The organism is Pontibacillus litoralis JSM 072002, assembly GCF_000775615.1.
In the GTDB taxonomy this organism is placed as follows: Bacteria; Bacillota; Bacilli; order Bacillales; family BH030062; genus Pontibacillus; species Pontibacillus litoralis.
Genome location: NZ_AVPG01000001.1, coordinates 85040 through 110178, shown reverse-complemented (window position 1 = coordinate 110178; position 25139 = coordinate 85040). Strand labels below are relative to the sequence as shown.

Genomic DNA, 25139 nt, shown 5'->3' with positions numbered 1-25139 from the left:
CACTTTTAAGGGTTTCTTTTTTGTGTATAATTGATTAAAATGAATTATGTTTTATATTTGTGTAAAAAAATAGTTAAGAATTTGTGAAACCTTTTAAATGGATTTACCGTCTTATATAGAGTAGGTTGTCCTAATACCCAAAGAACTACTGTGTAGCAAATTAATGAAACTATGAAAATGACATTAAAGGATACTTAACGAATTATTTACAAATGGGGAGGATGTAAGAATAATGAACCGTATAATCGGAAAAACACCTTTTTATGCGATTGCCGCTATGTTATTTGCGGTGAAAACATATTTAGTGTATCGATTTATTTTTGATTTAGATATTGAGAATGGACTACAAGAAATAATACTTGCTTTAAACCCGATAGCGACATCGCTTTTCTTCTTTAGTCTTGTTGTTTGGTTTAAACCAGAGAAACAAGTGAAGTACACACGAAGAATGGCGTTAATCGGTTCTTTCATATTGTACTTTAACGTTGTTTATTTCCGTTTCTTCTCGGATTTCATAACAGTGCCAGTATTGTTCCAAACGAGTAATGTAGGAGACTTAGGATCCAGTTTCCTTTCATTATTATCGATTATAGATCCACTATTATTTATCGATGTAGTGATTATTTATGTATTAAGCAAACGTGTATCATTGGATGCACAACCAGTCTTGAAACGAGCAAAATTCCGTGCCGCCGTTCTATCTATTGCTCTATTAGTTGGTAACGTTGTATTAGCAGAGATGGAACGTCCTATGCTATTCGTTCGAACGTTTGACCGTGAATACTTAGTAAAGAATATTGGTGTTTTTAATTACCACTTATACGATATTGCTTTGCATTCTAAGTCGAAAGCACAACGTGTTATGGCAGACGGTAGCGAAGTGAAAGAGATTGAGCAATATACAGAAGAAAATAATAAGAGTAAACAACCATCTGATTTACAGGGGATAGCTAAAGATAAAAATGTTATCTTGATTTCCGCTGAATCATTACAAACCTTTGTCTTGAATGAAGAAGTGAATGGTAAAGAAATTACGCCATTTTTAAATGATTTAGTTGAAGATAGCTTTTATTTTAGTAATTTCTACCATCAAACAGAACAAGGGAAGACATCGGACTCCGAGTGGATTGTAGATACTTCTTTATATCCGTTGTCTCGTGGAGCGGTCTTCTTTACGAATTCTGAGAATGAAACGAGTGCTACACCTGAGATCATTAGTGATTATGGTTATACATCTGCAGTGTTTCATGCGAATAACAAAAGCTTCTGGAACCGCAGTGTAATGTACGATACATTAGGTTATGACCATTTTTATTCAGAGGAAGCGTATGATGTAAATGATGAAAATTCGATTGGCTGGGGATTAACGGATAAAGCATTTTTTAAACAGTCCATTAAGTATTTAGAAGCGATGGAAGACCCTTACTATGCCAAATTTATTACGTTGACGAACCACCATCCGTTTAATTTGCCAGAAGAAGAGCAGAGCATTGATAAGTACGATTCAAATTCTAAAACGTTAAACAATTACGTTACGACTGTTCGATACATGGATGAAGCAATTGAGCAATTCTTTGAAGACTTAAAAGCATCTGGTGAGTATGAAGACTCTATCATTATTATATATGGCGACCATTACGGTATTAGTGAGAATCACAATAAAGCTATGAGTCAGTTCTTAGGTAAGGAAATTACACCTTATGAGCATGTGCAGCTTCAGCGTGTACCTTTAATTGTTCACATTCCAGGTTATGAAGATACTAGCACAATAACTAAAGTAAGTGGTCAAATGGACTTGAAGCCTACAATTTTAAGTATGTTGGGTATTGAAACAATTCATGATGTCGATTTCGGTACTGATTTGTTCACCAACGATATCGAACCACTCGTTGTATTACGTAACGGCAGCTTTATTACACAAGACGTCGTGTATACTGCAGATAAATGTTATGATCGAGAAACAGGAGAAGAGTTAGATATGGAGACTTGTGAGCCAACGAAGTCACAAGCCCAATCAGAATTAAGGTACTCTGATAGTTTAATTTATGGAGACTTATTCCGTTTCTACAGCACTGGGTATCAGGAATTTGAAGAAAAGAATAAAGCGAATTAAACGTTTTTTAGAAGACTCATCACATGAAGTGGTGAGTTTTCTTGTAGTTAAATAGTTTGCTTCGTCATATATATGGAAAGAAACAGGAAAGGAGAATGATACGTGTATGATTTTGGTGCATTACGGACAGAAATTGATGAATTAGTCACTACATTTCCTAATATCCATGTACAGGACATAGGCCATTCTATTTTACATAAACCAATCTATGAGTTGAGTATAGGAAAGGGGGCTCGTCTAATTCATTGGAACGGCTCCTTTCATGCAAATGAGTGGGTTACCTCATTACTACTCATGAAAGCATTACGGACTGTTGGTAGAGCGTTAACGGAAAATGAAGAACTACTCGAGCACATAAGCCTTTCTGTAGTGCCTATGGTAAATCCTGATGGTGTGGATTTAGTTCATCATGGTTCGGTTGCTGCAGGAGCGTATCAATCATTTGTCGAAGAGATCAATAACAGGCATAATCATCGTACCTTTACGTCTTGGAAAGCTAATATTCGCGGGGTGGATTTGAATAATCAGTTTCCGGCCCAGTGGGAGTTAGAGCAACGAAGAAAACCTAAAGCACCGACATTTCGCGATTTTCCAGGTTACGCTCCTTTATCAGAACCAGAATCGATTGCTATGTATCAATTAATGCGGAGAAAAAAATTTCACCGGGTATTAGCGTTTCATACTCAAGGTAATGTAATTTATTGGGGGTATAATGGAAAAGAACCAGCATCTTCACTTCATACCGTACATGCTTTAGCGAGTAAGAGTGGGTATGTACCAATTCAAACAGTGGATAGTCACGGTGGATACAAGGACTGGATCATACATGAATATTCGAGTGAAGGTTATACTGTTGAAGTAGGAAAAGGTATTAATCCGTTACCAATATCAACGTTCCCACAATTGTATAAAGAGGTTGAATCGATTTGCCTAGAAAGTATTCAGTAAATAGAGATAAGGGAAAAAGCAAAGATAAATGTAAAAAATCCTAGCTAGTACAATAGCTAGGATTTACATACAGATGTTATGCTTTTATAGTTTTTTATTGACCTCCACCAATAAATGGAGAAATAAGCGTCATAATGGAGAAGAAGCCGAATGCTAAAGTTGATACACCTGCAAACGCAACTGCAAAGAAATTTCTTGTTTTAAGCTCACGGAAAAATGCAATGATACAAAGAATTGTAACAAGTAACAGCATAATAGCTAATACCATCTTCCAAACCCCCTTTTGTATATCTACCGTTGAAAACGGCAAGCTTGTTTACTATTATAAATAATATGTATCTTTTCTTTTCTACTCATACATTCTAAACGACTTTTTCCAGTTTGTCGAGTTATTAATGAGAGATTTCTTAATTTAATTGTGAACATATGGGAAAGAGAGAAATGAACTGGTACCAAAGGGAGTAATCGCTTCCAAACATGACGAAGGTACATATTAGGAGGGAATTTAGGTGGAAATCGAACAGTTACCATTAGGAACATTAGGAACCAATTGTTATTTAATTATGGAAGGGGAGCAAGCATTAATTGTTGACCCAGGGGATGAAGCAGATAAGCTAATTCGAATGATTGAACGGCGAAATGTAAAACCTGTCGCTATTTTATTAACGCATGCTCATTTTGATCACATTGGAGCAGTTGATGCAGTAAGAAATCATTATCAGATTGAAGTGTATGTGCATCAAGAGGAGCAAGAGTGGCTTAGTAACCCTGATTTAAATGGTTCAGCCATGTTTAGTATGGTTACGTCAACCATTTCAGCAAATAAAGCGGAGCACCTTCTTCAACCAGGAAAAATGGAAATAAGTCCATTCCATTTTGAGGTTCGCCATACACCAGGTCATTCACCCGGTAGTGTTTCTTTCATTTTTGCTAAAGAAGGTTTTGCCATTGTGGGAGATACGTTGTTTGCTGGTGGAATTGGGCGAACAGATTTGCCAGGTGGAGATACGGCTACATTGATTACAAGTATTGAAAAACAGCTTTTTTCACTAGAAGACCGGATGACTATCTATCCTGGTCATGGGCCAAAAACGACGATTGAAATAGAAAAACAATCGAACCCATTTTTAACATAAAAAAACATCGGCATCTATTTTAAGATGTCGATGTTTTTCTTTTTAGTGTCCGAACGATGGAGTTAAGAAAAAAGAACTATAAACGGTAAAACCGATAAAGAACACTGTCAAATAACCTCCAAATATGTACATGTACATACGCTCAGACAGTTTAAGATAGCTTACCGCAAGAAAGAATACGGTTTGTACTAAGAATATGATGGTTGCGTCAATCATTTCTCCTACAAAAAACATAACTGTGAAGATACCTGTCCAAAAGGCAAGGACGCGAAACATGCGATCCATCCCAATCCCCCTCCTTTAATAACAAGGTTACTTATCATGGTAATTATATACGACTGTTGCGAAATTGTAAATGTGTTCATGAAAACCTTATCATCAAGGATGCTATTTTTTCATCGCTTATCCTAATTTCGAAGAATTGTTTGTAACTGGGCTAGCTGGATTCGAACCAGCGAATAACGGTACCAAAAACCGCTGCCTTACCGCTTGGCTATAGCCCAAAATAGGTTACAAACATATTGTGCTTCACTCTTAGCAAGTTATACATAATTTAGTTTTTATCGTTATGTTTGCTTATAAAGGGATGTGCTGAACCATGCGTTTTTTGGAACCTTGCTGCGTTATAAGCGTGTACTGTATTGCCCACTGATCACTTAGTAAGGTTCCATCTATTTGCGCATGACCAGAAGGATATTGAAACGTGCGTTGAAACGACTGTTCTTGATCGATTCGTTCCATTTCTTTCATAGCATCGACCTCGGCCATTTGATATAAGGTGGATAAGGTAATTTGTTCTTTTTCATTTTCCGTTAATTTTTGGTTAGTGGAATATTCATGCAGCATAAAGGAAAGGAGCAGAAAGAGAAGAGCGAGGATGGACAAAACGAAAGGTAGTGCGAATCCTTTCTCTTTTCGGTGGGATTGAGTGATATTTAGTATACGTAATCCCCCTTTCTGAGGTTACTGTTAATTTCATCACATGTTGGCGTGGCAAATGAACTTGAAAGTTTGCTACGCCATGAACTAGCAATTCGTGACCTTTTCGATTGACTCTTCTACGAATCGAGGTCCCGTATTGTTCAATAGAAATGACATCTCCATTTACTTGATACAAGTCGATCCCTTCCTCCCCTTCAATAAAATAAGCGGTGTTTGTTAAATCTAAAGAAATAAAATGAAACAATTGGTACACTTCGAAGTCTGTAATGGTTTCGTAAGGTTGATAGGTCGAAATTTGCTTTACATATAAAGGTAAGGTCAAAAGAATGAGAGTCGTCACGAATAAAGCGAATAATGTTTCTATTAACGTAAACCCATTATTGTACATAGAGTTTTCCATATAAACACTCTTTCCTCTCTTCATGGCGTATCGTACTCCAGTGTGCACACCCCTTTATCATTTCACCATCGATTGTAAACGATATGGTGACAGGTTCAGAGGAAATAGTGGTTGATATGACAAAAGGAAATGCTTCTTTTTTATAATATAACGCTTGTTGTAGTTCGTTGGCTAACGCATGTACTACGTGTCGTTCTTCTTGTAAAAAGGATTGCTCTGCTTGTATAGTAGCAACAATCGGTAATAAACTTAACGATAGGATAAGAAAGAGGGAGAAAGAGTATAAGCTAGTCAGGGATATAAACCCATTATAGTTTTGTGACATAACATCGTCCCTTTCCGATTGTAAATACGGCTTTATAAGTTGTGTTAGGGGAATGAAAGTATAAGGTACCCGGCCGTAAAACCGTCCCTTTTTCGTTAAATTGTATGGTTGAAGATGAAGTTAGTGTTTGAACGGTCATATGTGAAGGTAGCACAACTTCCCCAATAATCTCCTGTCCTTGCTGGTATGTGTATAATTTGTACGTATGATCATTAACAAATGTTAGAGAATGCCTTATACCTGTTGTCATTGTTTGTTGCTGTATAAATAAAATATCTGCTTGAAATTGTTTAAGAAATAATTTTTCTTCATGCTTCATTTGAAGATGATTCGATAAAGGGATAGAAATGGCCAAGAGTAGGGAAGCAATGCTTAATACGGCAAGTAATTCGAGTAAAGTAAATCCTCTATGGTTGTTATATTGATTTCTACGGCGTAGCAACAATCGTGACGTTTCCATCTTCATCAATTTGTAAGCCTTCGCCGCTAGGGCATGTTGCTTGGTCTAAATATTGTTGGTCAACAAGATCATCAATTGTAGTAGGTAATTGTCCTTGATCCATTTTGTAAGTCTGAACTTGTGTTTCAACCATTTGGATATAAGCTTCACATGATTTAGATTCCACGACATTATTGTTTTTTGTAATATTTGGTATAGTAATGAGAAGTAGCAAGGATATGATCATTAACACGATAAGCATTTCAATTAAGGTAAAACCTCGTTCATTTTTTAACATGAGACATCCTCCTATAGTTGATTCATCCATTGAAAAAGTGGCATCATAATGGATCCATATATAGCCATAATTAATAAGGCTAAAAAAGCAAACATGGTTGGTTGAATCCACTTGATGAAAGAATAAAGTTTATGTTGTGATTCTTCCATCATCCATTGGGCGTACATTTCTAAATCAAGCTCAAGTCTTCCTTCACTTTGATTACGTTCAAAAATAGACGCTAAGTCTTGTTTGAAGAAAGGGTATTGGTAGATGAGCGTGTGAAGTGGCTTTCCTTCTAGTAGTTGCTCCTCCAATGATGTTGCATACCATTGTAAAATAGGAAAATGGTTTTGCATTTGGATGATGCGTAAGCTTTTTTGGATGGATAAACCAGTAGCTAATAAGGTGCTTAAATGATAAGAAAACATAAATGTTGTTTGTAATTGTATAAAGGTAGAACAAAAGGGGATTCGTTCGTAAAGGTCAAGACGAGTGTGTAAAGATAAGTGTGGAGAGACGTATTTCCATGTAATCGCAGCAAGTGTGATAAAAAGAATTGTGAACAAAAGGGTGTACAAAATGATATTTATGCCACTTAATATAGGAAGTAAGGAATTATCTCCTATGTCTATGGAGTGAAATAAATCGATAAAAGAAGGGAGTAAAAGGGACTTAACGAAGATGAGCAGGGCTACCATAATAAATAGGAGGACGGCTGGATATTGTAGCGATTTTTGCACTCTTTGTTTAAAGGTTAGTTGTTTTTCTAATAGTATACTACTTTGTCGCAATGCTTCTTCTAAGTTTCCATAGCTATTGGAGAACTGTAAATAAGAGATGACGTACTTAGAAAAGTGTAATTGTTCCATAGCAGAGTGAAGGGGTAATCCAGCTAATAGTTTTTCTTTTAAAGTGAAGGTAATGCTTTGGAGCTTCGGATCGTAGTGTAATATGTGTAGGGCATCGACGAGCGAATATCCTCTTCTTAACAAATGAGATAGACGCTGTAACAACAAAATTTGTCGGTCAACGGAAATGGTAGAAGAGCGTACCGTTTTAAAGTGTTGCTTGATCGATGAAGCCAAGTGCATAGGCTTTCCTCCTCAATGCGTCAAAAGAAGGGTAATGCGGATTGTTATAAGGTGATATCCCTTGAAATGCTTGTTCTAAATGGTGACCTTCTAACAATTCAGCAATGGCTGCACGGTGAAGAGGACCTTCCTTATTGCCAGATGGAAGTAATGGGATAAGTTGTTGGGATGCCACAGCAAGCAATGTTTGTTGTAAATCGGTTTTCTTAATTCCCATTTCAAGCAAACGAAAAATAGTTCCATACGCGTTTTTTGCATGAAGGCTAGAGAGTACTAAATGCCCTGTTTGAGCTGCTCGGATGGCGAAGTGAGCAGTAGCGGCATCTCTAATTTCCCCAACCATAATAATGTCTGGATCATGCCTTAGTGCTGCTTTTAAACCAGCGTTATAATCCATACCTGCTTTTTCATTAACTTGCACTTGTAAAATGTCTTCTAATTGGTTTTCAATGGGGTCTTCTAATGTAATGGTTTGAAAGGAACGTTCTCTCAGCATCGCTTGGAGTAGTGCGTATAAAGTGGTCGTCTTCCCACACCCTGTCGGCCCTGTGAGGAGAATCAATCCAGCAGTGTGGCTAATCCAGGCTTTCATGCGTTGCAATTGGTAAGGGAATAAAAATAAATCGTCCAAATTAGGGATTTGTTGCTGAGGTAAAATTCGTATAGCTAGACTTTCGGTTTCCTGAATTGGTAATGTGGAAAGGCGTAGCGCATAGGCTTTCTCTCCTTGATGAAAGGTAGTGACACCATTTTGCGGTGTTAACATCTCGCCAATATCCATGCCAGAGATGAATTTTAAGTAAGAAAGCAGTGGAGTATATTGGGCGAGGGTAATGGTTTGCCTGGGATGACGAACACCGTGGATACGGTAATAAATATAAACGTAATCACCGTAAGGACAAAAGTGGATATCAGAAGCGTGAAGAGAAGTCGCAGATGCTAATATCATGTGAGATTGATTAGCAGCATTCATGTATTCCATAACACCTCCTTTTTTGGTGCGTTATTCTATTTCGACATGAACTTTGTGAATCCTTCTTTTTTTGATAAAAAAAAATAAAAAAATTTATATGAACCGATTTTGCGTCTTTTTCGTTATAATGATGTGTTAATAACTGATTGGAGGAATCACAGTGAGACCTGTATATTTAATAGGATTTATGGGCAGCGGGAAGTCGTCTGTGGGCAAAATGTGTGCCGGGCAATTATCTGTTCCATTTATTGATACAGATACATTGGTTGAACAGAAGGCACAACAATCTATTTCAGACATTTTTGCTGAACAAGGGGAGGATAGATTTCGAGATATAGAAACAGCTGTATTGCAAAATATATCGAGAGAACCGAGCATCATTGCAACAGGTGGAGGAATTGTAGAAAGAGAAAGAAACCAAAAAATTATGGATGAAAATGGCGTAGTTATTTATTTGCACGCGGACTTTGCTACGATTGCAAATAGATTACAAGTAGATAGTAGTCGCCCGTTATGGAATCAAGATTTGCAAAAGCGACATGCATTATATGAACAACGCTTACCAGTGTACCGTAGATGGGGACAACATGTCATTGAAACGGATGACAAGGGGCTAGAAGAAACCGTACAAACCATAATGAATGTAATAAAACAAGTGTAAAAAGGGGATACTACACATAGATGAATAGAACAAGAGGTGAAAGCATGTCCCCTAATGATTACGTGAAATTTATGACAGAAGAAGTAGTCAAATACATGGAATTACCTAAAGAGAAGAAAAAAGAACGAAAGCAAAGAAAAAAGGCTGCACGAAAGCCTTGGTCGATAACATTGTTCGGCATCATTCCGTTGGCACTGTCCTTCGTCTTTAGACGTAAATCATAATAGTAAAGCTATAACAGGGAAAAGACACATTCCCTGTTTTTATTGTTGCAATAATTGGGAGGTTGTTTGTTGAGAAATGTATAGCATACCGGTATTAATCACTTCTGTAGAAATAGTAGGGAGTAATCGTTCTTGTAACGTTGCGAGTTCCGATTTATAACGCTCTTTTACTAGTCGTTCTTCCTCTGTGCATTCATCCGTTGCATTACTATGTGTATCCAGCTGAAAAAAATAATCGAGTAATTCCTTTTCTTCCTTGTAGGTTTGATGTGCTTCTTGAACCCATGCATCGTCTTGGCTGTGAATATCGTTCTGAATGTAACGTTCTAAACGATTTAATGCACTTGTTGTTCTAATAATGGGCGTTAATGTAAAACAGTAATCATGAATAATGGGAGAAAAGCTAATGGTCTGAATTCGATCCATAAATGTAGGCAAAATTGCTCCATTGATAAGGTTGATGCCTAATGATAGGAGCTCATTTCTCTTTTGAACTCCTTGGTAGTGGACAGAAACGTTCAATATGAGCCATGGTATTAGCGATGTCTGATTCGTATTTCCTGTCTTGCTTTCGTATTGTCTTGTTATTTTCCCCGTTTGCTTTAACGTGTGAAACATTTGATGAAGGCGAGGGGAACCGAAATGAATCCATTCTCCTTCTTCTTCTTTTTTGGCTGGATTCGTAATAAAGGTGACTTTCATTGGCATGCCTCGCCCTCCCACTCGTTTAACGTAATTCCAGTAAAAGGGGCGGTTCATTAATTGCTCATCTAATTGCTCGGTTAATTGCACCGTTATCATGCCATCTTTGTCTTGGATTATGTTGCATTGGTTCGCTGTAAAATAACGTGTTAAGAAATTATGAAGCTCCGCTTGTTCCATCTTTATCCTCCTGTTCTTGAGCAGAAGCAATAACGGATGAAAGGTTATTTAATTTAATTTTTGCTTCACCAATTGAGCTTGACTGCTTGTATATATGATGCAATTCTGTTTCTACATCATTTATTTCTAGTTTCTGTAAAATATCATCTAGATTACCAACGACTCGTTCAAACAAGCGTATTTTGTCATATAATAGGGTGAGTACGTGATCTTCAATCGTGTTACGAATGGCGAAATTGTATATGTGTACATCTTCTGTTTGCCCAAATCGGTGGATACGTCCGATTCGTTGCTCTAAACGCATCGGATTCCATGGCAAATCATAATTAATGATATTATTGCAAAATTGTAAATTAATACCTTCTCCTCCGGCTTCCGTAGCAATTAATACTTGTGCATGATGTTGAAACAGTTGCTTCATCCAATCTTTCTTACTTCTTTTAAATCCACCTCGAAATGGTACAGATGAAATACCATGTTGTTGTAATAGCCATTGCAAATAGTATTGCGTTGCTCGATACTCTGTGAAAATAATGAATTTTTCGTTTGATTTCGATATAAGTTCCACTACTTTTTGTGCTTTCGCATGGTGGGGCATTTTCTCGATGTACGTTACCATTTGCTTGAGCTGATTTGCTCGCTCGTCATGTAATTCTTCTCTTTTTAGCATGTTCTGAATAGATAAAAAGCATGCTTCTCGACTAGAACATAGTTCCCGTAACAAAGTTATGTTTGTGAACGCCATAGGGCTATTTGCGATATCTAGTAAAAAGTTATAAGCATCTCTCTCTGCTTGCGTGAAATCAATGTCTACGGTTTCCACGATACGCTTCGTCCATTCTACTCCTGTTTCTTCCCGACGGTTACGTACCATCACTTTGTTAACAAGCGCTTTTAAATGATCATCATTGGATAGTTTATTCCGGTTGTTGCCGAATCGTTGTGTGAAATCCTCATAATTTCCTAAATGACCTGGTTTTAAAATAGAGACTAAATTAAATATATCGAGTAAATGATTTTGGACAGGTGTAGCTGTGAGTAATAAACAGTATTTCTTCGTTAGTTCTTGAACAAATTGATAGTTTTTTGTTTTATGGTTTTTCAGTTTATGCGCTTCATCAATGATGACCATATCGTATTCCGTGTTAAGGATAACGTCCTTGTGAGGAGGACGTTTGGCAGTATCAATGGAAGAGACGACAACGTCATAATCCCAAATAGGGGACTTTCGTTGAGCAGAAGCAGGAATATAAAATTTTTCGTTCATCTCTACTACCCATTGATTGACTAAAGAGGCAGGGGCTAAAATGAGTACCTTTTTCACCAAACCGCGAATCATGTATTCTTTTAAAATAAGTCCAGCTTCAATCGTTTTTCCGAGGCCAACCTCATCAGCAAGTATGGCACGCCCATTCATGTGCTCAATAACCTTTTGAGCACATGCGATTTGGTGTGGTAAAAAAGAAACTTGTGGCAAATGTTGTGGTGATTGTAATCCTTTAAACGCTGGAATAGCTAATTGATTCGCTGTTTCATAGGCAAGTTGAAACGTATTCCAAGAACAAAAAAGACTATCATCTGAAATCTTATTAGTTAAATCATGATCTAAACTTACATGCAACTGGATGTCGTTTGTCATGAATACCTCACCTCTATTCTTTACGTATGGTGTGCAACTTCTATGATTTGTAGTACACACGATAATATTCATATGATATAATGTGTTTAACTTTATAGATTATTGTTCACATATCTTCAAGATTTTATAATATCGGTTTCGCTCATCTCGACAATTTTATAATGGCGAATGATTACAAGGGGAGAGATCACGAACGAAGTGACGCCGAAGGAGCAAGTTATGACACGAATCTCTCAGGCAAAAAGACTCTTGTAGGACGCATCTCTGGAGAGTGCCTTTAAGTAGAGGCCACCCAAGAAGCAAACAGTTTACATAACTGCGAAACTTTCTGGTTAATGGACAGGGAACTACGTTTGGATAGGTAGTTCTCTATTTTTTTCGTCTTTTTTTCAGAAAATTAAGATATGATGGCGTTGTTTATAAAGGTGACTTAGTTTGAAAATGAACTTTATTGAAGGAGGTATAGATAGAAATGACTGAATTAAAACGAACACCGTTATATCCTGAGTTTAAAAAAAATGGTGCGAAAACCATTGATTTTGGTGGGTGGGAGATGCCTGTCCAATTTTCTTCTATTATAGAGGAACACCATGCAACAAGAACGAAGGCCGGCTTATTCGATGTATCGCATATGGGAGAAGTGTACGTAGCAGGAGATGGTGCGGAAGCCTTTCTACAAAAAATGCTAACGAACGACATTTCTAAAATAACGCCAGGACGTGCACAATACACGATTATGTGTAATGAAAATGGTGGTACGGTAGATGATTTGCTCGTGTATCAACTAGCAGAACAACAATATTTACTCGTTGTAAACGCGTCGAATACGGATGAAGATTTTGAATATTTAAAACAGCACGTAACAGAAGACGTTATACTGGAGAACAGGTCAGATCAATATGCACAACTAGCAATTCAAGGTCCTGAGGCAGAGCGCATCCTACAGCAGTTAACGGAGGATGATTTATCAGCTATTAAATTTTTCCGTTTTCAACCAGACGTTACGTTTAAAGGGATTGAGCATCAAGCACTTGTTTCTAGAACTGGATATACTGGTGAAGATGGTTTTGAAATTTATTTAAACCCAGCTTCTGCTCAAGCATTGTGGCAAGCAATATTGCAAGCGGGTCAAGCGTATGGCATTGAACCAGTTGGACTAGGGGCTCGTGATACGTTGCGATTTGAAGCCAACCTAGCTTTATATGGTCAAGAATTAGGACCGGAGATTAGTCCTATTGAAGCAGGTCTTGGTTTTGCGGTTAAACCAAATAAAGAAGCGGATTTTATTGGAAAATCTGTATTAGCGAAACAAAAAGAAGAAGGTCCGAAACGTAAATTAGTTGGAATTGAAATGATAGATAAAGGTATACCGCGTCACGGTTATTCTGTATTTGTAGGGGACGAAGAAATTGGATTTGTGACGTCAGGAACGCAATCACCTACATTGAATAAACGTGTTGGCTTAGCCTTAATTGCTACAGAGTTCACTGAAGAAGGACAGGAAGTTGTTATTCAAGTAAGAAAACGATTACTACGTGCTAAAGTAGTACCAACACCTTTTTATAAACGATCTTAATTTATGCAAGGGGGAGAAACGATGTCATTTCGTTATTTACCAATGACTGATAAAGATAAACAAGACATGCTTGATTCCATTGGCGTTTCGTCAACAGATGAGCTGTTTGAAGATATACCTGAAACGGTTCGCTTTCAAGGAGAGCTAAATATTAAGCCAGCAAAAAGCGAACCTGCCTTAATGAAAGAACTTTCAGCAATGGCAAGCAAGAACGCAAACACGAAAGAGTATGTTTCTTTTCTAGGCGCCGGCGTATACGATCATTACATTCCATCGATTGTAGACCATGTCATTTCTCGGTCGGAATTTTATACGGCCTATACACCTTATCAACCAGAAATCTCTCAAGGGGAATTGCAAGCTATTTTTGAATTTCAAACGATGATTAGTGAATTAACTGGAATGGAAGTAGCGAACTCTTCCATGTACGATGGTGGAACATCTTTAGCAGAAGCGGTAACGTTAAGTGCAGGTGTAACGAAAAAGAAGAAAATACTCGTATCGAAAACTATTCATCCTCAATCATTGCAAGTCATTTATACGTATGCGAAAGGTCAAAATTTAGAAGTAATTGAAATTGCTGCGAAAGATGGTCTTACAGATTTAGATGCGTTAGAGAAACAATTAGATGAAGAAACAGCGAGTGTCGTGATTCAATACCCTAACTTCTATGGGCAAATCGAGCCATTAGCAGAAGTACAGGAGCGAATGGCAAAGCAGAAAAAGGCAATGTTTATTGTATCAAGTAATCCGTTAGCGTTAGGATATTTAACGCCTCCTGGAGAATTTGGTGCGGATATTGTAGTAGGTGATACGCAAGTCTTCGGCATTCCTGCACAATTCGGCGGACCTCATTGCGGTTATTTCGCAACGACGAAAAAACTAATGCGTAAAGTTCCAGGAAGGCTAGTTGGTGAAACGAAGGATGAACAAGGGCGTAGAGGATATGTATTGACGTTACAAGCACGTGAACAGCACATTCGTCGTGATAAAGCGACATCGAATATTTGCTCGAACCAAGCATTAAATGCGCTAGCAACTTCTGTAGCATTGTCAGCGCTTGGTAAAGAGGGGCTGAAAGAAATGGCGTATCAGAATATGCAAAAAGCTCGATATGCTTTCCAATCTTTGCAGCAAGCTGGCTTTAAAGTAACATTTACAGGCCCTTTCTTTAACGAAGTGGTGGTACAATGTCCCGCATCTGTATCAGCAATCAACCAATCACTGTATGAAAAAGGTTATATTGGTGGTTATGATTTAGCGAGCGTTGATCCACAGTTAGAAGGATGTATGTTATTAGCTGTGACAGAATTACGTACAAAAGAAGAAATAGATGGCTTCATTAAAGAATTGGGGGATGTACATGTTTAAAGAAGACTTTCCAGTAATATTTGAGCATAGTCAACCTGGGCGCATTGGGTATAGCTTACCAACTTTAGATGTACCTGAAGTAGCTATCGAGCTTGATGAACGATATGTACGTCAACAAGATGCACAATTACCAGAAGTAAGTGAACTACAAATTATGCGTCACTATACAGCTTTGTCCAAGCGAAATCATGGGGTGGATTCTGGTTTTTACCCACTTGGTTCTTGTACAATGAAATATAATCCGAAAATAAATGAAGACGTTGTACGGTTAACAGGCTTTAGTCATATTCACCCGTTACAAAGTGAAGAAACTGTTCAAGGTGCACTTGAATTAATGTATGACTTGCAAACGTCACTAGAAGAAATTACTGGTATGGATACGGTAACGCTACAGCCGGCCGCTGGTGCACACGGTGAATGGACTGGTTTAATGATGATTCGTGCTTTTCATGAGAAGAATGGTGACCATCATCGGACGAAAGTGATTGTCCCTGATTCTGCTCATGGAACCAATCCGGCGTCTGCAACTGTAGCGGGTTTTGAATCCGTAACCGTAAAATCGGATGAGCGTGGTTTAGTGGACTTAGAAGATTTAAAACGTGTTGTGGATGAAAATACGGCAGCGCTTATGTTAACGAACCCGAATACATTAGGGTTATTTGAAGAGCATATCGTAGAAATGGCTCAAATTGTTCATGATGCTGGAGGTCGCTTGTATTATGACGGAGCGAATTTAAATGCTGTTTTGGGCTATGCACGTCCTGGAGATATGGGCTTTGATGTTGTGCATTTGAATTTGCACAAAACGTTTACAGGTCCTCACGGCGGCGGAGGTCCGGGATCAGGACCAGTCGGTGTGTCTAAAGAACTAGCGCCATTTTTACCGAAGCCAATCTTGAAAAAAGAAAACGATGTGTATGTGTTTGAACATGAGCGTCCAGACTCTATTGGTCGGGTAAAGCCGTATTTCGGTAATTTCGGTATTAATGTTCGTGCTTACACTTACATTCGAACAATGGGTCCTGAAGGTATTCGTAAAGTAAGTGAATATGCTGTATTAAACGCGAACTATATGATGCGTCAATTGCAACAAGATTTCGATTTACCATTTACCCAACATTGTAAGCATGAATTCGTTCTCTCTGGTAAACGTCAGAAGAAATTAGGTGTGAGAACGTTAGATATGGCCAAACGATTGCTAGATTTCGGGTATCACCCACCAACAACGTATTTCCCACTTAATGTAGAGGAAGCGTTAATGATCGAACCTACAGAAACAGAGTCTAAAGAAACGTTAGATGAATTTATCGTAGCTATGAAGCAAATCGCTCAAGAAGCTAAGCAGCAGCCTGAGAAAGTGCAAGAAGCACCGCACACAACTGTTGTAGGTCGCATGGATGAAACAACAGCCGCTCGTAAACCGATCTTGCGGTATAGAAAAGAAAATCAAGAGTGAAGCAAAACAGAACTCCTAGCTATTGGATGCTAGGAGTTCTGTTCTTTGATGCGTTCTATCCTTTTTTAATTTTTCCATCCCATTTTTTAAAGCCGCCTTGCAGTTGATGTAAATGTTTGTATCCTTTTTTGTGAAGGATGTTGGCCGCTCGAGTAGAACGGGCAGCATTTTGGCAATACAAGTAAACCGGTTTATCAGGGCGTATTTCTTGCAAACGCTGTTTTAATTGAGTGACGGGAATATTTCTAGCGCCCAAAATATGACCGCCTTTAAATTCGTTAGGTTCTCTTACATCGATGAGTTGTGCCTTACGATACCCTTCACGAAATTGTTCTGATGTTAATGTTTTCAAATATTGCTGCTGTCGAACGTATTTTAAAACGGCATAGCCGATAATAAGTGCGGCTGCTACTAAAATAAACCACAACATACCTAATTCCCCCTAATTCTCTGAAGCATCTTTCTCTATTATAGTGTTGTCGTGAATAACTTTCAAAGGGTTTTTTCGACAATCTTTCTTTCTGTACTTTACACATGATGGAAATGTAATTACTATAGTATATTGTAACGTATCGTGCTATGATAGTTTCTGTTATGAGAACACTCTTTCGTATGTTGCAAATTTGAATAAAGAGTAATGCATTCAAATATAGAGTTTTTTCGATGTAAATCTTCTTTTTACACGGTTTTTCTCCCTTTTTAAAAATTGACAAAGTCATCTTTTTTTGCTCGAAACACAATATATAGTTCGTTTTTCATGAAATGCACACTATATATTGAAAAGTAAGAAGAGACTATGATAAATTATTATACATAGCATTTTGTTGAGTGGCTTAAGATGATTGATCGATCGTAAGGGGCATCGAACTCAACGGAATTATAGAGGACAGAGGAGAGATGTATGATGCAAGGCTTAAAACAATCCATCAATAAAGTGAACATAGAACAATTAAACAAAGATATTCGAATGTTTCCACAGGTTCATCCTGTTACCGATGATATGAAGGTTACTCATTCTGGTGTATCGAGATTAGTTATGTTAGATCGTTATGCATTTAAAGACACGGAGAAAGTAACGCTAGCACCTGGAGACTTTGTCGTATTAACTGTCAAAGAAGATCCGAAGTTTCCTGCAAGAGGGACTGGTTTTATTGAGTCGATTGATTGGGAGACTAGGAAAGCACGTATAACAATTGAGGAAGAGTTCTTAGCAGTGTTAGATAATGAAGACGAAGCGGAAACAGGTGTTATTACGCGCTCTATTGATGTGTTGGACAAGCCTTTGGAAGTTTATTATGAACAAATTGCATTGCGCAATGCGACTGGACTTTCGAAAGTAGAGAAAGACGAAGAGAAGCGCAAGCAATGGTTTGAACACTTCTACGAAGAACTTGCGCACATGCATTTTATTCCTGCTGGTCGTGTGTTGTATGGAGCCGGTGCAGAGACGGATGTAACGTATTTTAACTGTTATGTTATGCCTTTTGTGCAAGATTCTCGTGAAGGGATTTCGGATCATCGTAAGCAAGTAATGGAAATTATGTCTCGTGGTGGTGGTGTTGGAACGAACGGATCAACACTTCGTCCTCGTAACGCTCTTGCTCGTGGTGTGAACGGTAAATCTTCTGGATCTGTTTCGTGGTTAGATGATATCGCTAAATTGACTCATCTTGTTGAACAAGGTGGATCAAGACGGGGAGCACAAATGATTATGCTTGCAGACTGGCATCCAGATATTATTGAATTTATTATTTCAAAAATGCAGAACCCCCGTATTCTTCGCTTCTTGATGGATACGACGAATGATGAAGAAATAAAACGACAAGCACAAGCAAAGTTGAAGTTTACGCCACTGACCGAAACAGAGCGTGATTTATATACTGGAATTGTAAATTATAAAACAATCGAAGGGCAAGGTGGCTTTACGAACAAAGCGATTGCGGAGGCAGAGGAGCGCCTACGTGAAGGTGGGAACTATGATGTGCATAACCCAGAATTCCTAACAGGTGCAAACATTTCGATTTGTTTAACAAATGAATTCATGGAAGCGGTAGAAAACGATGACTATTACGATTTACGTTTCCCTGATGTGGAGAATTATAGTGCCGAAGAGGTGGCTGTTTACAATGATAAGTGGCATGAAATTGGTGATGTAAGAGAATGGGAACAAATGGGGTATGCCATTAAAACGCATCGTCGTATGAAAGCAAGCGATTTATGGGATTTAATTAACATTTGCGCAACATACTCAGCAGAACCTGGTATATTCTTTATTGATAATGCGAATGAGAAAACGAATGCAACAAGTTATGGACATAAAGTTGTTGCAACAAACCCTTGTGGAGAACAACCTTTGGCACCTTACTCTGTTTGTAATTTAGCTGCTGTAAACCTTGCCTCTGTTGCAAATAAAGAAACGAAGCAAGTAGATTATAATAAGTTGAAGCGAATTGTTACAACTGGTGTACGAATGCAGGACAATGTCATTGATGCAACACCATATTTTCTTGAGGAGAATAAGAAACAAGCGTTAGGTGAGCGTCGCGTTGGTTTAGGAGTTATGGGCTTACATGACCTACTTATTTACACAGAAACAGCGTACGGTTCACAAGCTGGTAATGAGTTAATTGATCAAATCTTTGAAGTGATTGCGACGACTGCTTATCGAGCTTCCATAGATTTAGCGAAAGAGAAAGGGAGTTTCCCATTCTTAATTGGTAACACAGATGCAGAAACAAGACAGCTTCGCGAAAACTTTATTAACACAGGTTACATGAAAAAGATGCCAGAAGATATTCGTCAAGGAGTGTTGCAACACGGCATACGTAATTCGCACTTATTGACGGTTGCTCCTACTGGTTCTACAGGAACAATGGTCGGCGTGTCAACTGGTTTAGAGCCTTATTTCTCCTTCTCTTACTTCCGAAGTGGGCGTTTAGGTAAGTTTATTGAAGTTAAGGCGAGTATTGTACAAGAGTATTTAGAGCGTCATCCGGACCAAGATCCTAACGATTTACCGGAATGGTTTGTGACGGCGATGACATTATCTCCAGAAGCACACGCAGATGCACAATGTGTTATCCAACGCTGGGTAGATAGCTCCATTTCCAAGACGGTAAATGCTCCTAAAGGGTATAGCGTTAAACAAGTAGAAGAAGTATATCAACGACTATATCGTGGCGGTGCAAAAGGCGGGACCGTGTACGTAGACGGTAGTCGTGATGCTCAAGTGTTAACCCTTACGGCTGAAGATAACAACATGGAGGAGCAGCAAGAGCTATTCCAAGATGAAGAGCCGAGAGTAGTATTAATGGACACCGTTCACGAACTAGAAAAAACGGATGTTACCATTGGTTCTGAAGTTGGGAACACGTGTCCGGTATGTCGTGAAGGCGAGATTCATGACGCAGGTGGATGTAACACTTGTATGAATTGTGGTGCTCAACTGAAATGCGGTTTGTAATGAATAAAAGCTTAGGGAAGCAACATGCCTCTCTAAGCTTTTATTGTAGTATGAAGGTGAAAAATGCTTCATACATGTGTAATTAGAATTGGTACACACTATAGCTCGAAAGGAGTGATAGTGTGGAACCATTTACACCAAATCTTATATATATTGAACCAAGAGCTATGGAATATCCGCTAGGTAAGCAATTGTATGAAAAGTTTAAGCAACAAGGTATTGAAATTAGAGAAACAACTTCTCATAATCAAGTACGCGGAATTCCAGGCGATACAGAGTTAAGAAAATATGCTAACGCAAAGAAAACGCTTGTTATAGGTGTACGAAAGACGTTGAAATTTGATACCTCTAAACCCTCGGCAGAATATGCGATTCCATTGGCCACAGGATGTATGGGACACTGCCACTATTGTTATTTACAAACGACGTTAGGAAAAAAACCGTATATACGGACGTATGTAAATTTAGAAGACATCTTCGAGCAAGCATTATCTTATATAGAGGAAAGAGAGGAACCGACACGTTTCGAGGCGGCGTGTACGTCTGACATCGTGGGAATTGATCATTTAACCCATTCTCTTAAGAAAACAATTGAATTTATCGGTCAGCAAGAAAAAGGACGCTTACGCTTTGTGACGAAATACCATCACGTAGACCATTTGTTAGACGCGGCTCATAATGGCCATACAAGATTTCGGTTTAGTATTAATGCAGATTATGTGATTAAGAAGTTTGAACCAGGTACATCTCCGTTACAACAACGTTTACAAGCAGCACGCAAAGTAGCAGATGCTGGATACCCGCTAGGTTTTATCGTTGCGCCAATTTATTTGTATGGAGAGGATTGGAAAGAAGGATATTATCAATTGTTTAAGCACTTGCATCAAGAAATGGCAGGTTCACTTGCAAGAGAAAATGATTTAACTTTCGAACTTATCCAGCATCGCTTTACAAAGCCAGCCAAAAAAGTCATTCTACAAAGATATCCGAAAACGAAACTTGAGATGAGGGAAGAAGAACGAAAGTATAAATGGGGTCGTTATGGTATTGGGAAATATGTATATCAAACGGAGCAACAAGAAGAAATTCAACAAACGTTCCAAAAATATGTGGAACAATTTTTTCCTACTAGTAAAATAGTTTACTTCACTTAGAAATCTTGTTATTTACCCTTTTCTAGTGTATCATTTTAACTGGCGGAGTATTGCTGAAACGGCAGAATTGGAGGATTGTTATGCCAACACCTAGTATGGAAGATTATATTGAACAAATATATATATTAATTGAAGACAAAGGGTATGCGAGAGTGTCTGACATAGCGGAGAATTTACAAGTCCACCCTTCCTCAGTTACGAAAATGGTGCAGAAGCTAGACAAGGATGAGTACTTAAATTATGAAAAATATAGAGGTCTTATTTTAACAAGTAAAGGAAAGAAAGTCGGTAAGCGCCTAGTGTACCGCCATGACTTACTAGAACAATTCTTGGAAGTCATTGGAGTGGATGAGGAGAATATTTATAATGATGTAGAGGGAATTGAACATCATTTAAGTTGGAACTCTATTGATCGAATTGGTGATCTCGTTCAATTTTTTGAAACGAACCCTGATTATATAAAAGAATTAAGAAGTATTCAACAAAAGAATGAAGAGCAGATGGAGAAATAGCAGCTGAAGTTTAGTTGCTATTTTTTTATGTTAGAAATGTTCTAATCTGATTTTAAATACACTAAACTAATGGTGTGGGAGGGATTGTAATGAAGGTGGATGGTGTTTTTTCGGGTGGGGGTGTGAAGGCTGTTGCTTTCTTAGGAGCGATTCGAGCAGTAGAAGCTAAAGGGTATCAGTATGAACGTGTAGCTGGAACATCTGCTGGTGCGATATTGTCTGCTTTTTTAGCTGCTGGCTACACTAGTGATGAAATTCGGGAGCGATTTGATCAAGTCCATTTGGAGAAGTTTTTAGACCCTCCTATGCTAGGTAATTGGTTTCCTTTTACTAAATGGCTGTCCTTATACTTTCGACTTGGAATTTATAAAGGGAAGAACTTCGAACAATGGTTGTATGAACAATTAGCAGCAAAAGGAGTATACACATTTGGAGATATACCAGAGGGCCGATTAAAAGTCATTGCTTCTGACTTAAGCTTAGGCCGTATGGTTGTGTTGCCAGATGATTTAGAACGGTTGTATGGATTAAATCCTAATCATTTCAGTGTGGCAAGAGCAGTTCGGATGAGTGCAGGCCTGCCATACTTTTTTATACCGGATAAGTTGAAAGGAAAAACGGATGTGAAAAGTGTTATGGTGGATGGAGGTCTGTTAAGTAACTTTCCTATTTGGGTATTTACGTCCCGTGATGGAGGAAGAAAACGGCCTATACTCGGTATGAAGTTAAGTGATTCAATGGATAACATTCCACCGCGGAAAATTAACAACGCGATTGAAATGTTCCATGCTCTATTCTCTACTATGAAAAAAGCACATGATGCGAGACATATTTCGACAGGAGAAACGGCTGATATTCTATTTATTCCTATAGAAAATGTGGATACGACAGACTTTCAAATGACGAATCAACAGAAAGAAGAGTTGATGGAGATAGGTGAGAAGAAAGCAAATGAGTTTTTACAAAATTGGATTCCATAAAAAAGACCAGGCATCTCTTTTATAGTGAGGCCCGGTCTTTTTTCTTATTTTTGTTTCCTTCAATGACACGTAAATGAGACGGTTTTTTTCGGGGTCTATTTTTGGTAAGTTTCTCGGATTTTACGCTTGTTTTGTTTTTGAAGGTAGTAGGTTTTGTTTTGTTCTTTATGCTAGAGGATTTGGTCTTGCCATATTTCATCTTCGATTGACGTACAGCTTTGCGATAGTGCTTCATATCATTCGATTGATTGAATACGAATTTATTCATAATGAAATACAAAATACTAATTATGACAACAGCGATGCCGATAGTAATGAGCATTTGGGTGAAAAAGGCACCTGCGTTTGTCATAAGTTCGTATGCTATACCTACAATGGCTAGACCGATAATTGTAAAAAAGAGCGGTTTTGCAACTTTTTGAAACAATGAATGCTCCTCCTTTCTGCATGTTGATTTACATTACCTTACTACCATATATACCACTTTTACCAGCGTTTTTATCATTTTCTAGAACTTTTTTAAATGAGTGGATGGCTACTTCTACTTGATCATCGGTTGGTTCTTTCGTCGTTAGTAATTGTAACCATAAGCCTGGATAGCCTAGCAACTTTAATCCTGGAATATTTCTTGCTTTATTCGTTAATTGTAATACTTCAAAGGAGATTCCGATAACAACAGGAAGTAGTAAAATACGATTGACCATTCTCCACCATAATGGTTCCGTGGCGATGAAAGGTAGTAAATAGACGACAATCCCGACAAAAACGGTAAAAAGTATAAAACTAGAACCGCAGCGATAATGCAGTCGAGAATTTTTTTGGACATTTTCGACGGTTAATTCGTCACCATTTTCATATGTGTTAATCACTTTATGCTCTGCACCGTGATATTGAAACACGCGTTTAATAAGTGGTGTTAAGGAGATTAAGTAAATATAGGATAAAAGAAAGATAAACTTAAATAACCCTTCTAACATGACTTGCCCTGTTTTACCAGGTACGACACCACGAAATAGTTCTGCAATAAGAGCAGGCGTTAATGTAAAGATTATCTTTCCTACTATAAAGGAAAGAACACCAACTGCTCCAACGCCAATGATCATTGCTAATTTCGATGTTTCTTCTTCCTTTTGTATGGTATCGTCATCTTCAGGATGGACATCGTATCGTTCTGTTGAAAAGTTTAAATGTTTCGTACCATTGGCGCTAGCATGTACAAGTGCTACTAAACCACGCAAAAAAGGTATTCTCTTTAATCGTTGTGCTCCTTTAGAGTCTTTCCTTTCTACTTCAAAATATTCAATTGATTGGTCTTTTCTTCTAATTGCTGTTACGTAGCTTGATTTTCCGGCGAACATAACGCCTTCGACAACAGCTTGCCCGCCATAAACAGCTTGATTTTGTTCACTCATATTTCACCATCCTAAATGATGTAGCTTGCTTAGTTTCTTTATATTTTACTAGAAAACGTGTTCTACCTCTAGTCCCTTAGTGAAAAAGCATGGAATTTACCTTTTTAGGCTATGCTACTTAAAGAGGTGATTGCAATGGCACGACGTGAAATGGAAACACAACAATTGGAGCAAAATAAAACGGAAAAACCTATGTCTGCATTGAGTAAAGCAATTGTTACTGGATTTGTTGGTGGTGTGTTATGGAGCTTTATAGGAACTGTCACGTATTATTTTAGCTTTAGCACGGTTTCAGCTGCATCGTTTGTTATACGATCTTGGATACAAACGGAATGGGCGAGTAGTTGGTTAGGAGAACTGCTTGGCATTCTTTGTGTTGGTGTATTATCTATTGTCGTCGCTGTCTTGTACTTTTTCTTGTTTCGGAAAATGGTAGGCATGATGCCGGCTATGATTTTCGGTGTGGCTTTGTGGTTTGTCTTTTTTTATTTTATGAATCCCGTTTTTGAAGCAGTACCCTCCTTTAGTGAGCTAGATAGTAATACAATCGTAACAACCATTTGTATATACTTATTATATGGTACGTTCATAGGATATTCCATCTCTTACGAATATCAACAGTACGAAGCAGAAAATGCGAAATAAATAGCGTATTCGGCATTTATTATGTTATTCTTAAAAGTGTCTGAATATTATGGTTGATTGGGTGTAGGAGAGAAATGATGAAACAATTATTATTACTAAATGGACCGAATTTGAATTTGCTAGGGGTTCGGGAGCCAGATATTTATGGAGCAGTAACGCTACAAGATATTGAACAGCAAGTAGAAGAAGTATGTCAGCGCCACGGTTGGAAAGTAAAAGCATTTCAATCCAATCATGAAGGGGAACTAATTGATCAAATTCATCAAGCTCGTCATGACGTAGCGGGAATCGTCTTTAATCCTGGTGCTTATACGCACACGAGTGTGGCTTTACGGGATGCGATTGCCAGTGTAGGATTGCCGGTAATTGAAGTGCACCTTTCGAATGTGCATCAGCGAGAAACGTTTCGTCACACATCGTACATCGCTCCGGTTGCGTGGGGACAAGTTGTAGGATTAGGGGCAATGGGATATGTGTTAGCTACTCAAGCGTTCATTAATCAATACTCATAAGGGGG

At 38.2% G+C, this 25139-nt stretch carries 28 protein-coding genes, 1 tRNA gene and 2 riboswitches; of the genes, 14 read left to right on the top strand and 15 right to left on the bottom strand.

What is annotated here, in order from left to right:
• Positions 1–232 precede the first annotated feature (232 nt).
• Both N784_RS00555 and N784_RS00550 read left to right on the top strand, forming a co-directional pair.
• Entirely contained in the window at positions 233–2113 is a 1881-nt protein-coding gene (locus N784_RS00555; protein ID WP_036830927.1) for an LTA synthase family protein, read from the top strand.
• A 102-nt stretch (positions 2114–2215) separates the two neighbouring features.
• Positions 2216–3061 (top strand): M14 family metallopeptidase, encoded by an 846-nt coding sequence (locus N784_RS00550; RefSeq protein ID WP_036830926.1) that lies wholly within the window; start codon positions 2216–2218, stop codon positions 3059–3061.
• Between the two features lie 94 nt (positions 3062–3155).
• Here N784_RS00550 and N784_RS16140 read toward each other — a convergent pair whose 3' ends face one another.
• Complete coding sequence (locus N784_RS16140; protein WP_084600072.1) at positions 3156–3329, bottom strand: DUF2759 family protein; 174 nt, start codon at positions 3327–3329, stop codon at positions 3156–3158.
• A 241-nt stretch (positions 3330–3570) separates the two neighbouring features.
• On the opposite strand from N784_RS16140, the gene N784_RS00545 reads away from it, so the two are divergent.
• Positions 3571–4197 carry an MBL fold metallo-hydrolase gene (locus N784_RS00545; protein ID WP_036830924.1) on the top strand — a complete coding sequence of 209 codons (627 nt, stop codon included), beginning with the start codon at positions 3571–3573 and terminating at the stop codon, positions 4195–4197.
• A gap of 42 nt (positions 4198–4239) precedes the next feature.
• Here N784_RS00545 and N784_RS00540 read toward each other — a convergent pair whose 3' ends face one another.
• From N784_RS00540 to comGA, 9 genes are all read right to left on the bottom strand, one after another.
• The gene (locus tag N784_RS00540) at positions 4240–4482 is read right to left on the bottom strand and encodes a DUF2626 domain-containing protein (protein ID WP_036830921.1); all 243 of its coding nucleotides are present in this window, start codon (positions 4480–4482) and stop codon (positions 4240–4242) included.
• A 146-nt stretch (positions 4483–4628) separates the two neighbouring features.
• Positions 4629–4700: transfer RNA gene (locus tag N784_RS00535), tRNA-Gln, on the bottom strand.
• A gap of 73 nt (positions 4701–4773) precedes the next feature.
• On the bottom strand, positions 4774–4947 hold the full coding sequence (locus N784_RS16765; RefSeq protein WP_198134375.1) for a hypothetical protein: 174 nt from the start codon (positions 4945–4947) through the stop codon (positions 4774–4776).
• Between the two features lie 85 nt (positions 4948–5032).
• A complete protein-coding gene (locus N784_RS00530) occupies positions 5033–5539 on the bottom strand; it encodes a ComGF family competence protein (RefSeq protein WP_052127068.1) in 507 nt (168 codons plus the stop codon).
• Positions 5517–5864 (bottom strand): hypothetical protein, encoded by a 348-nt coding sequence (locus N784_RS00525; protein ID WP_036830917.1) that lies wholly within the window; start codon positions 5862–5864, stop codon positions 5517–5519. Before N784_RS00525 ends, N784_RS00530 begins: the two co-directional genes overlap by 23 nt.
• Positions 5848–6330: a competence type IV pilus minor pilin ComGD gene (comGD, locus tag N784_RS00520; protein ID WP_084600071.1), complete on the bottom strand. Its 483-nt coding sequence runs from the start codon at positions 6328–6330 to the stop codon at positions 5848–5850. The genes N784_RS00525 and comGD overlap by 17 nt, the downstream gene beginning before the upstream one ends.
• On the bottom strand, positions 6293–6601 hold the full coding sequence (comGC, locus tag N784_RS00515) for a competence type IV pilus major pilin ComGC (protein ID WP_036830914.1): 309 nt from the start codon (positions 6599–6601) through the stop codon (positions 6293–6295). The genes comGD and comGC overlap by 38 nt, the downstream gene beginning before the upstream one ends.
• An 11-nt stretch (positions 6602–6612) precedes the next feature.
• Complete coding sequence (comGB, locus tag N784_RS00510; RefSeq protein ID WP_036830912.1) at positions 6613–7674, bottom strand: competence type IV pilus assembly protein ComGB; 1062 nt, start codon at positions 7672–7674, stop codon at positions 6613–6615.
• Entirely contained in the window at positions 7640–8656 is a 1017-nt protein-coding gene (gene comGA, locus N784_RS00505; protein ID WP_332307830.1) for a competence type IV pilus ATPase ComGA, read from the bottom strand. Before comGA ends, comGB begins: the two co-directional genes overlap by 35 nt.
• A 151-nt stretch (positions 8657–8807) precedes the next feature.
• Here comGA and N784_RS00500 point away from each other — a divergent pair, with 151 nt between their 5' ends.
• Together N784_RS00500 and N784_RS00495 are read left to right on the top strand one after the other, a co-directional pair.
• On the top strand, positions 8808–9308 hold the full coding sequence (locus tag N784_RS00500; protein ID WP_036830910.1) for a shikimate kinase: 501 nt from the start codon (positions 8808–8810) through the stop codon (positions 9306–9308).
• A gap of 20 nt (positions 9309–9328) precedes the next feature.
• Complete coding sequence (locus tag N784_RS00495) at positions 9329–9532, top strand: YqzE family protein (RefSeq protein WP_232305950.1); 204 nt, start codon at positions 9329–9331, stop codon at positions 9530–9532.
• A 39-nt stretch (positions 9533–9571) separates the two neighbouring features.
• Here N784_RS00495 and N784_RS00490 read toward each other — a convergent pair whose 3' ends face one another.
• Both N784_RS00490 and N784_RS00485 read right to left on the bottom strand, forming a co-directional pair.
• Entirely contained in the window at positions 9572–10414 is an 843-nt protein-coding gene (locus tag N784_RS00490) for a YqhG family protein (protein WP_036830906.1), read from the bottom strand.
• Complete coding sequence (locus N784_RS00485; protein WP_036830904.1) at positions 10392–12053, bottom strand: DEAD/DEAH box helicase; 1662 nt, start codon at positions 12051–12053, stop codon at positions 10392–10394. The genes N784_RS00490 and N784_RS00485 overlap by 23 nt, the downstream gene beginning before the upstream one ends.
• A gap of 168 nt (positions 12054–12221) precedes the next feature.
• Positions 12222–12312, top strand: a riboswitch (glycine riboswitch).
• Between the two features lie 2 nt (positions 12313–12314).
• Positions 12315–12399, top strand: a riboswitch (glycine riboswitch).
• A gap of 126 nt (positions 12400–12525) precedes the next feature.
• On the opposite strand from N784_RS00485, the gene gcvT reads away from it, so the two are divergent.
• Genes gcvT through gcvPB form a run of 3 tightly spaced genes read left to right on the top strand, consistent with a single transcriptional unit; the run spans position 12526 to position 16456 of the window.
• A complete protein-coding gene (gcvT, locus tag N784_RS00480) occupies positions 12526–13629 on the top strand; it encodes a glycine cleavage system aminomethyltransferase GcvT (RefSeq protein WP_036830902.1) in 1104 nt (367 codons plus the stop codon).
• A 21-nt stretch (positions 13630–13650) separates the two neighbouring features.
• Entirely contained in the window at positions 13651–15000 is a 1350-nt protein-coding gene (gene gcvPA / locus N784_RS00475) for an aminomethyl-transferring glycine dehydrogenase subunit GcvPA (RefSeq protein ID WP_036830901.1), read from the top strand.
• Positions 14993–16456: an aminomethyl-transferring glycine dehydrogenase subunit GcvPB gene (gene gcvPB, locus N784_RS00470; RefSeq protein WP_036830900.1), complete on the top strand. Its 1464-nt coding sequence runs from the start codon at positions 14993–14995 to the stop codon at positions 16454–16456. Before gcvPA ends, gcvPB begins: the two co-directional genes overlap by 8 nt.
• A 55-nt stretch (positions 16457–16511) precedes the next feature.
• Here gcvPB and N784_RS00465 read toward each other — a convergent pair whose 3' ends face one another.
• The gene (locus N784_RS00465; protein ID WP_036830898.1) at positions 16512–16886 is read right to left on the bottom strand and encodes a rhodanese-like domain-containing protein; all 375 of its coding nucleotides are present in this window, start codon (positions 16884–16886) and stop codon (positions 16512–16514) included.
• Between the two features lie 471 nt (positions 16887–17357).
• Here N784_RS00465 and N784_RS00460 point away from each other — a divergent pair, with 471 nt between their 5' ends.
• The 4 genes from N784_RS00460 to N784_RS00445 all read left to right on the top strand — a co-directional run bounded on the left by N784_RS00460 (position 17358) and on the right by N784_RS00445 (position 22565).
• On the top strand, positions 17358–19919 hold the full coding sequence (locus N784_RS00460) for a vitamin B12-dependent ribonucleotide reductase (RefSeq protein WP_036830896.1): 2562 nt from the start codon (positions 17358–17360) through the stop codon (positions 19917–19919).
• Positions 19920–20041: 122 nt separating this feature from the next.
• Positions 20042–21073 (top strand): spore photoproduct lyase, encoded by a 1032-nt coding sequence (splB, locus tag N784_RS00455; RefSeq protein WP_036830894.1) that lies wholly within the window; start codon positions 20042–20044, stop codon positions 21071–21073.
• Positions 21074–21153: 80 nt separating this feature from the next.
• Positions 21154–21585: a transcriptional regulator MntR gene (mntR, locus tag N784_RS00450; RefSeq protein ID WP_036830892.1), complete on the top strand. Its 432-nt coding sequence runs from the start codon at positions 21154–21156 to the stop codon at positions 21583–21585.
• A gap of 89 nt (positions 21586–21674) precedes the next feature.
• Positions 21675–22565 (top strand): patatin-like phospholipase family protein, encoded by an 891-nt coding sequence (locus tag N784_RS00445; RefSeq protein WP_036830891.1) that lies wholly within the window; start codon positions 21675–21677, stop codon positions 22563–22565.
• 19 nt (positions 22566–22584) lie between these two features.
• Here N784_RS00445 and N784_RS00440 read toward each other — a convergent pair whose 3' ends face one another.
• Positions 22585–22992 carry an SA1362 family protein gene (locus N784_RS00440; RefSeq protein WP_036830890.1) on the bottom strand — a complete coding sequence of 136 codons (408 nt, stop codon included), beginning with the start codon at positions 22990–22992 and terminating at the stop codon, positions 22585–22587.
• A gap of 28 nt (positions 22993–23020) precedes the next feature.
• A complete protein-coding gene (locus N784_RS00435) occupies positions 23021–23977 on the bottom strand; it encodes a DUF1385 domain-containing protein (RefSeq protein WP_036830888.1) in 957 nt (318 codons plus the stop codon).
• Between the two features lie 135 nt (positions 23978–24112).
• Here N784_RS00435 and N784_RS00430 point away from each other — a divergent pair, with 135 nt between their 5' ends.
• Both N784_RS00430 and aroQ read left to right on the top strand, forming a co-directional pair.
• Positions 24113–24622 carry a YqhR family membrane protein gene (locus N784_RS00430; protein ID WP_232305949.1) on the top strand — a complete coding sequence of 170 codons (510 nt, stop codon included), beginning with the start codon at positions 24113–24115 and terminating at the stop codon, positions 24620–24622.
• Between the two features lie 77 nt (positions 24623–24699).
• Positions 24700–25134, top strand: a complete 435-nt coding sequence (gene aroQ / locus N784_RS00425) for a type II 3-dehydroquinate dehydratase (RefSeq protein ID WP_036830886.1) — start codon at positions 24700–24702, stop codon at positions 25132–25134.
• The last annotated feature ends 5 nt before the right edge of the window (positions 25135–25139 follow it).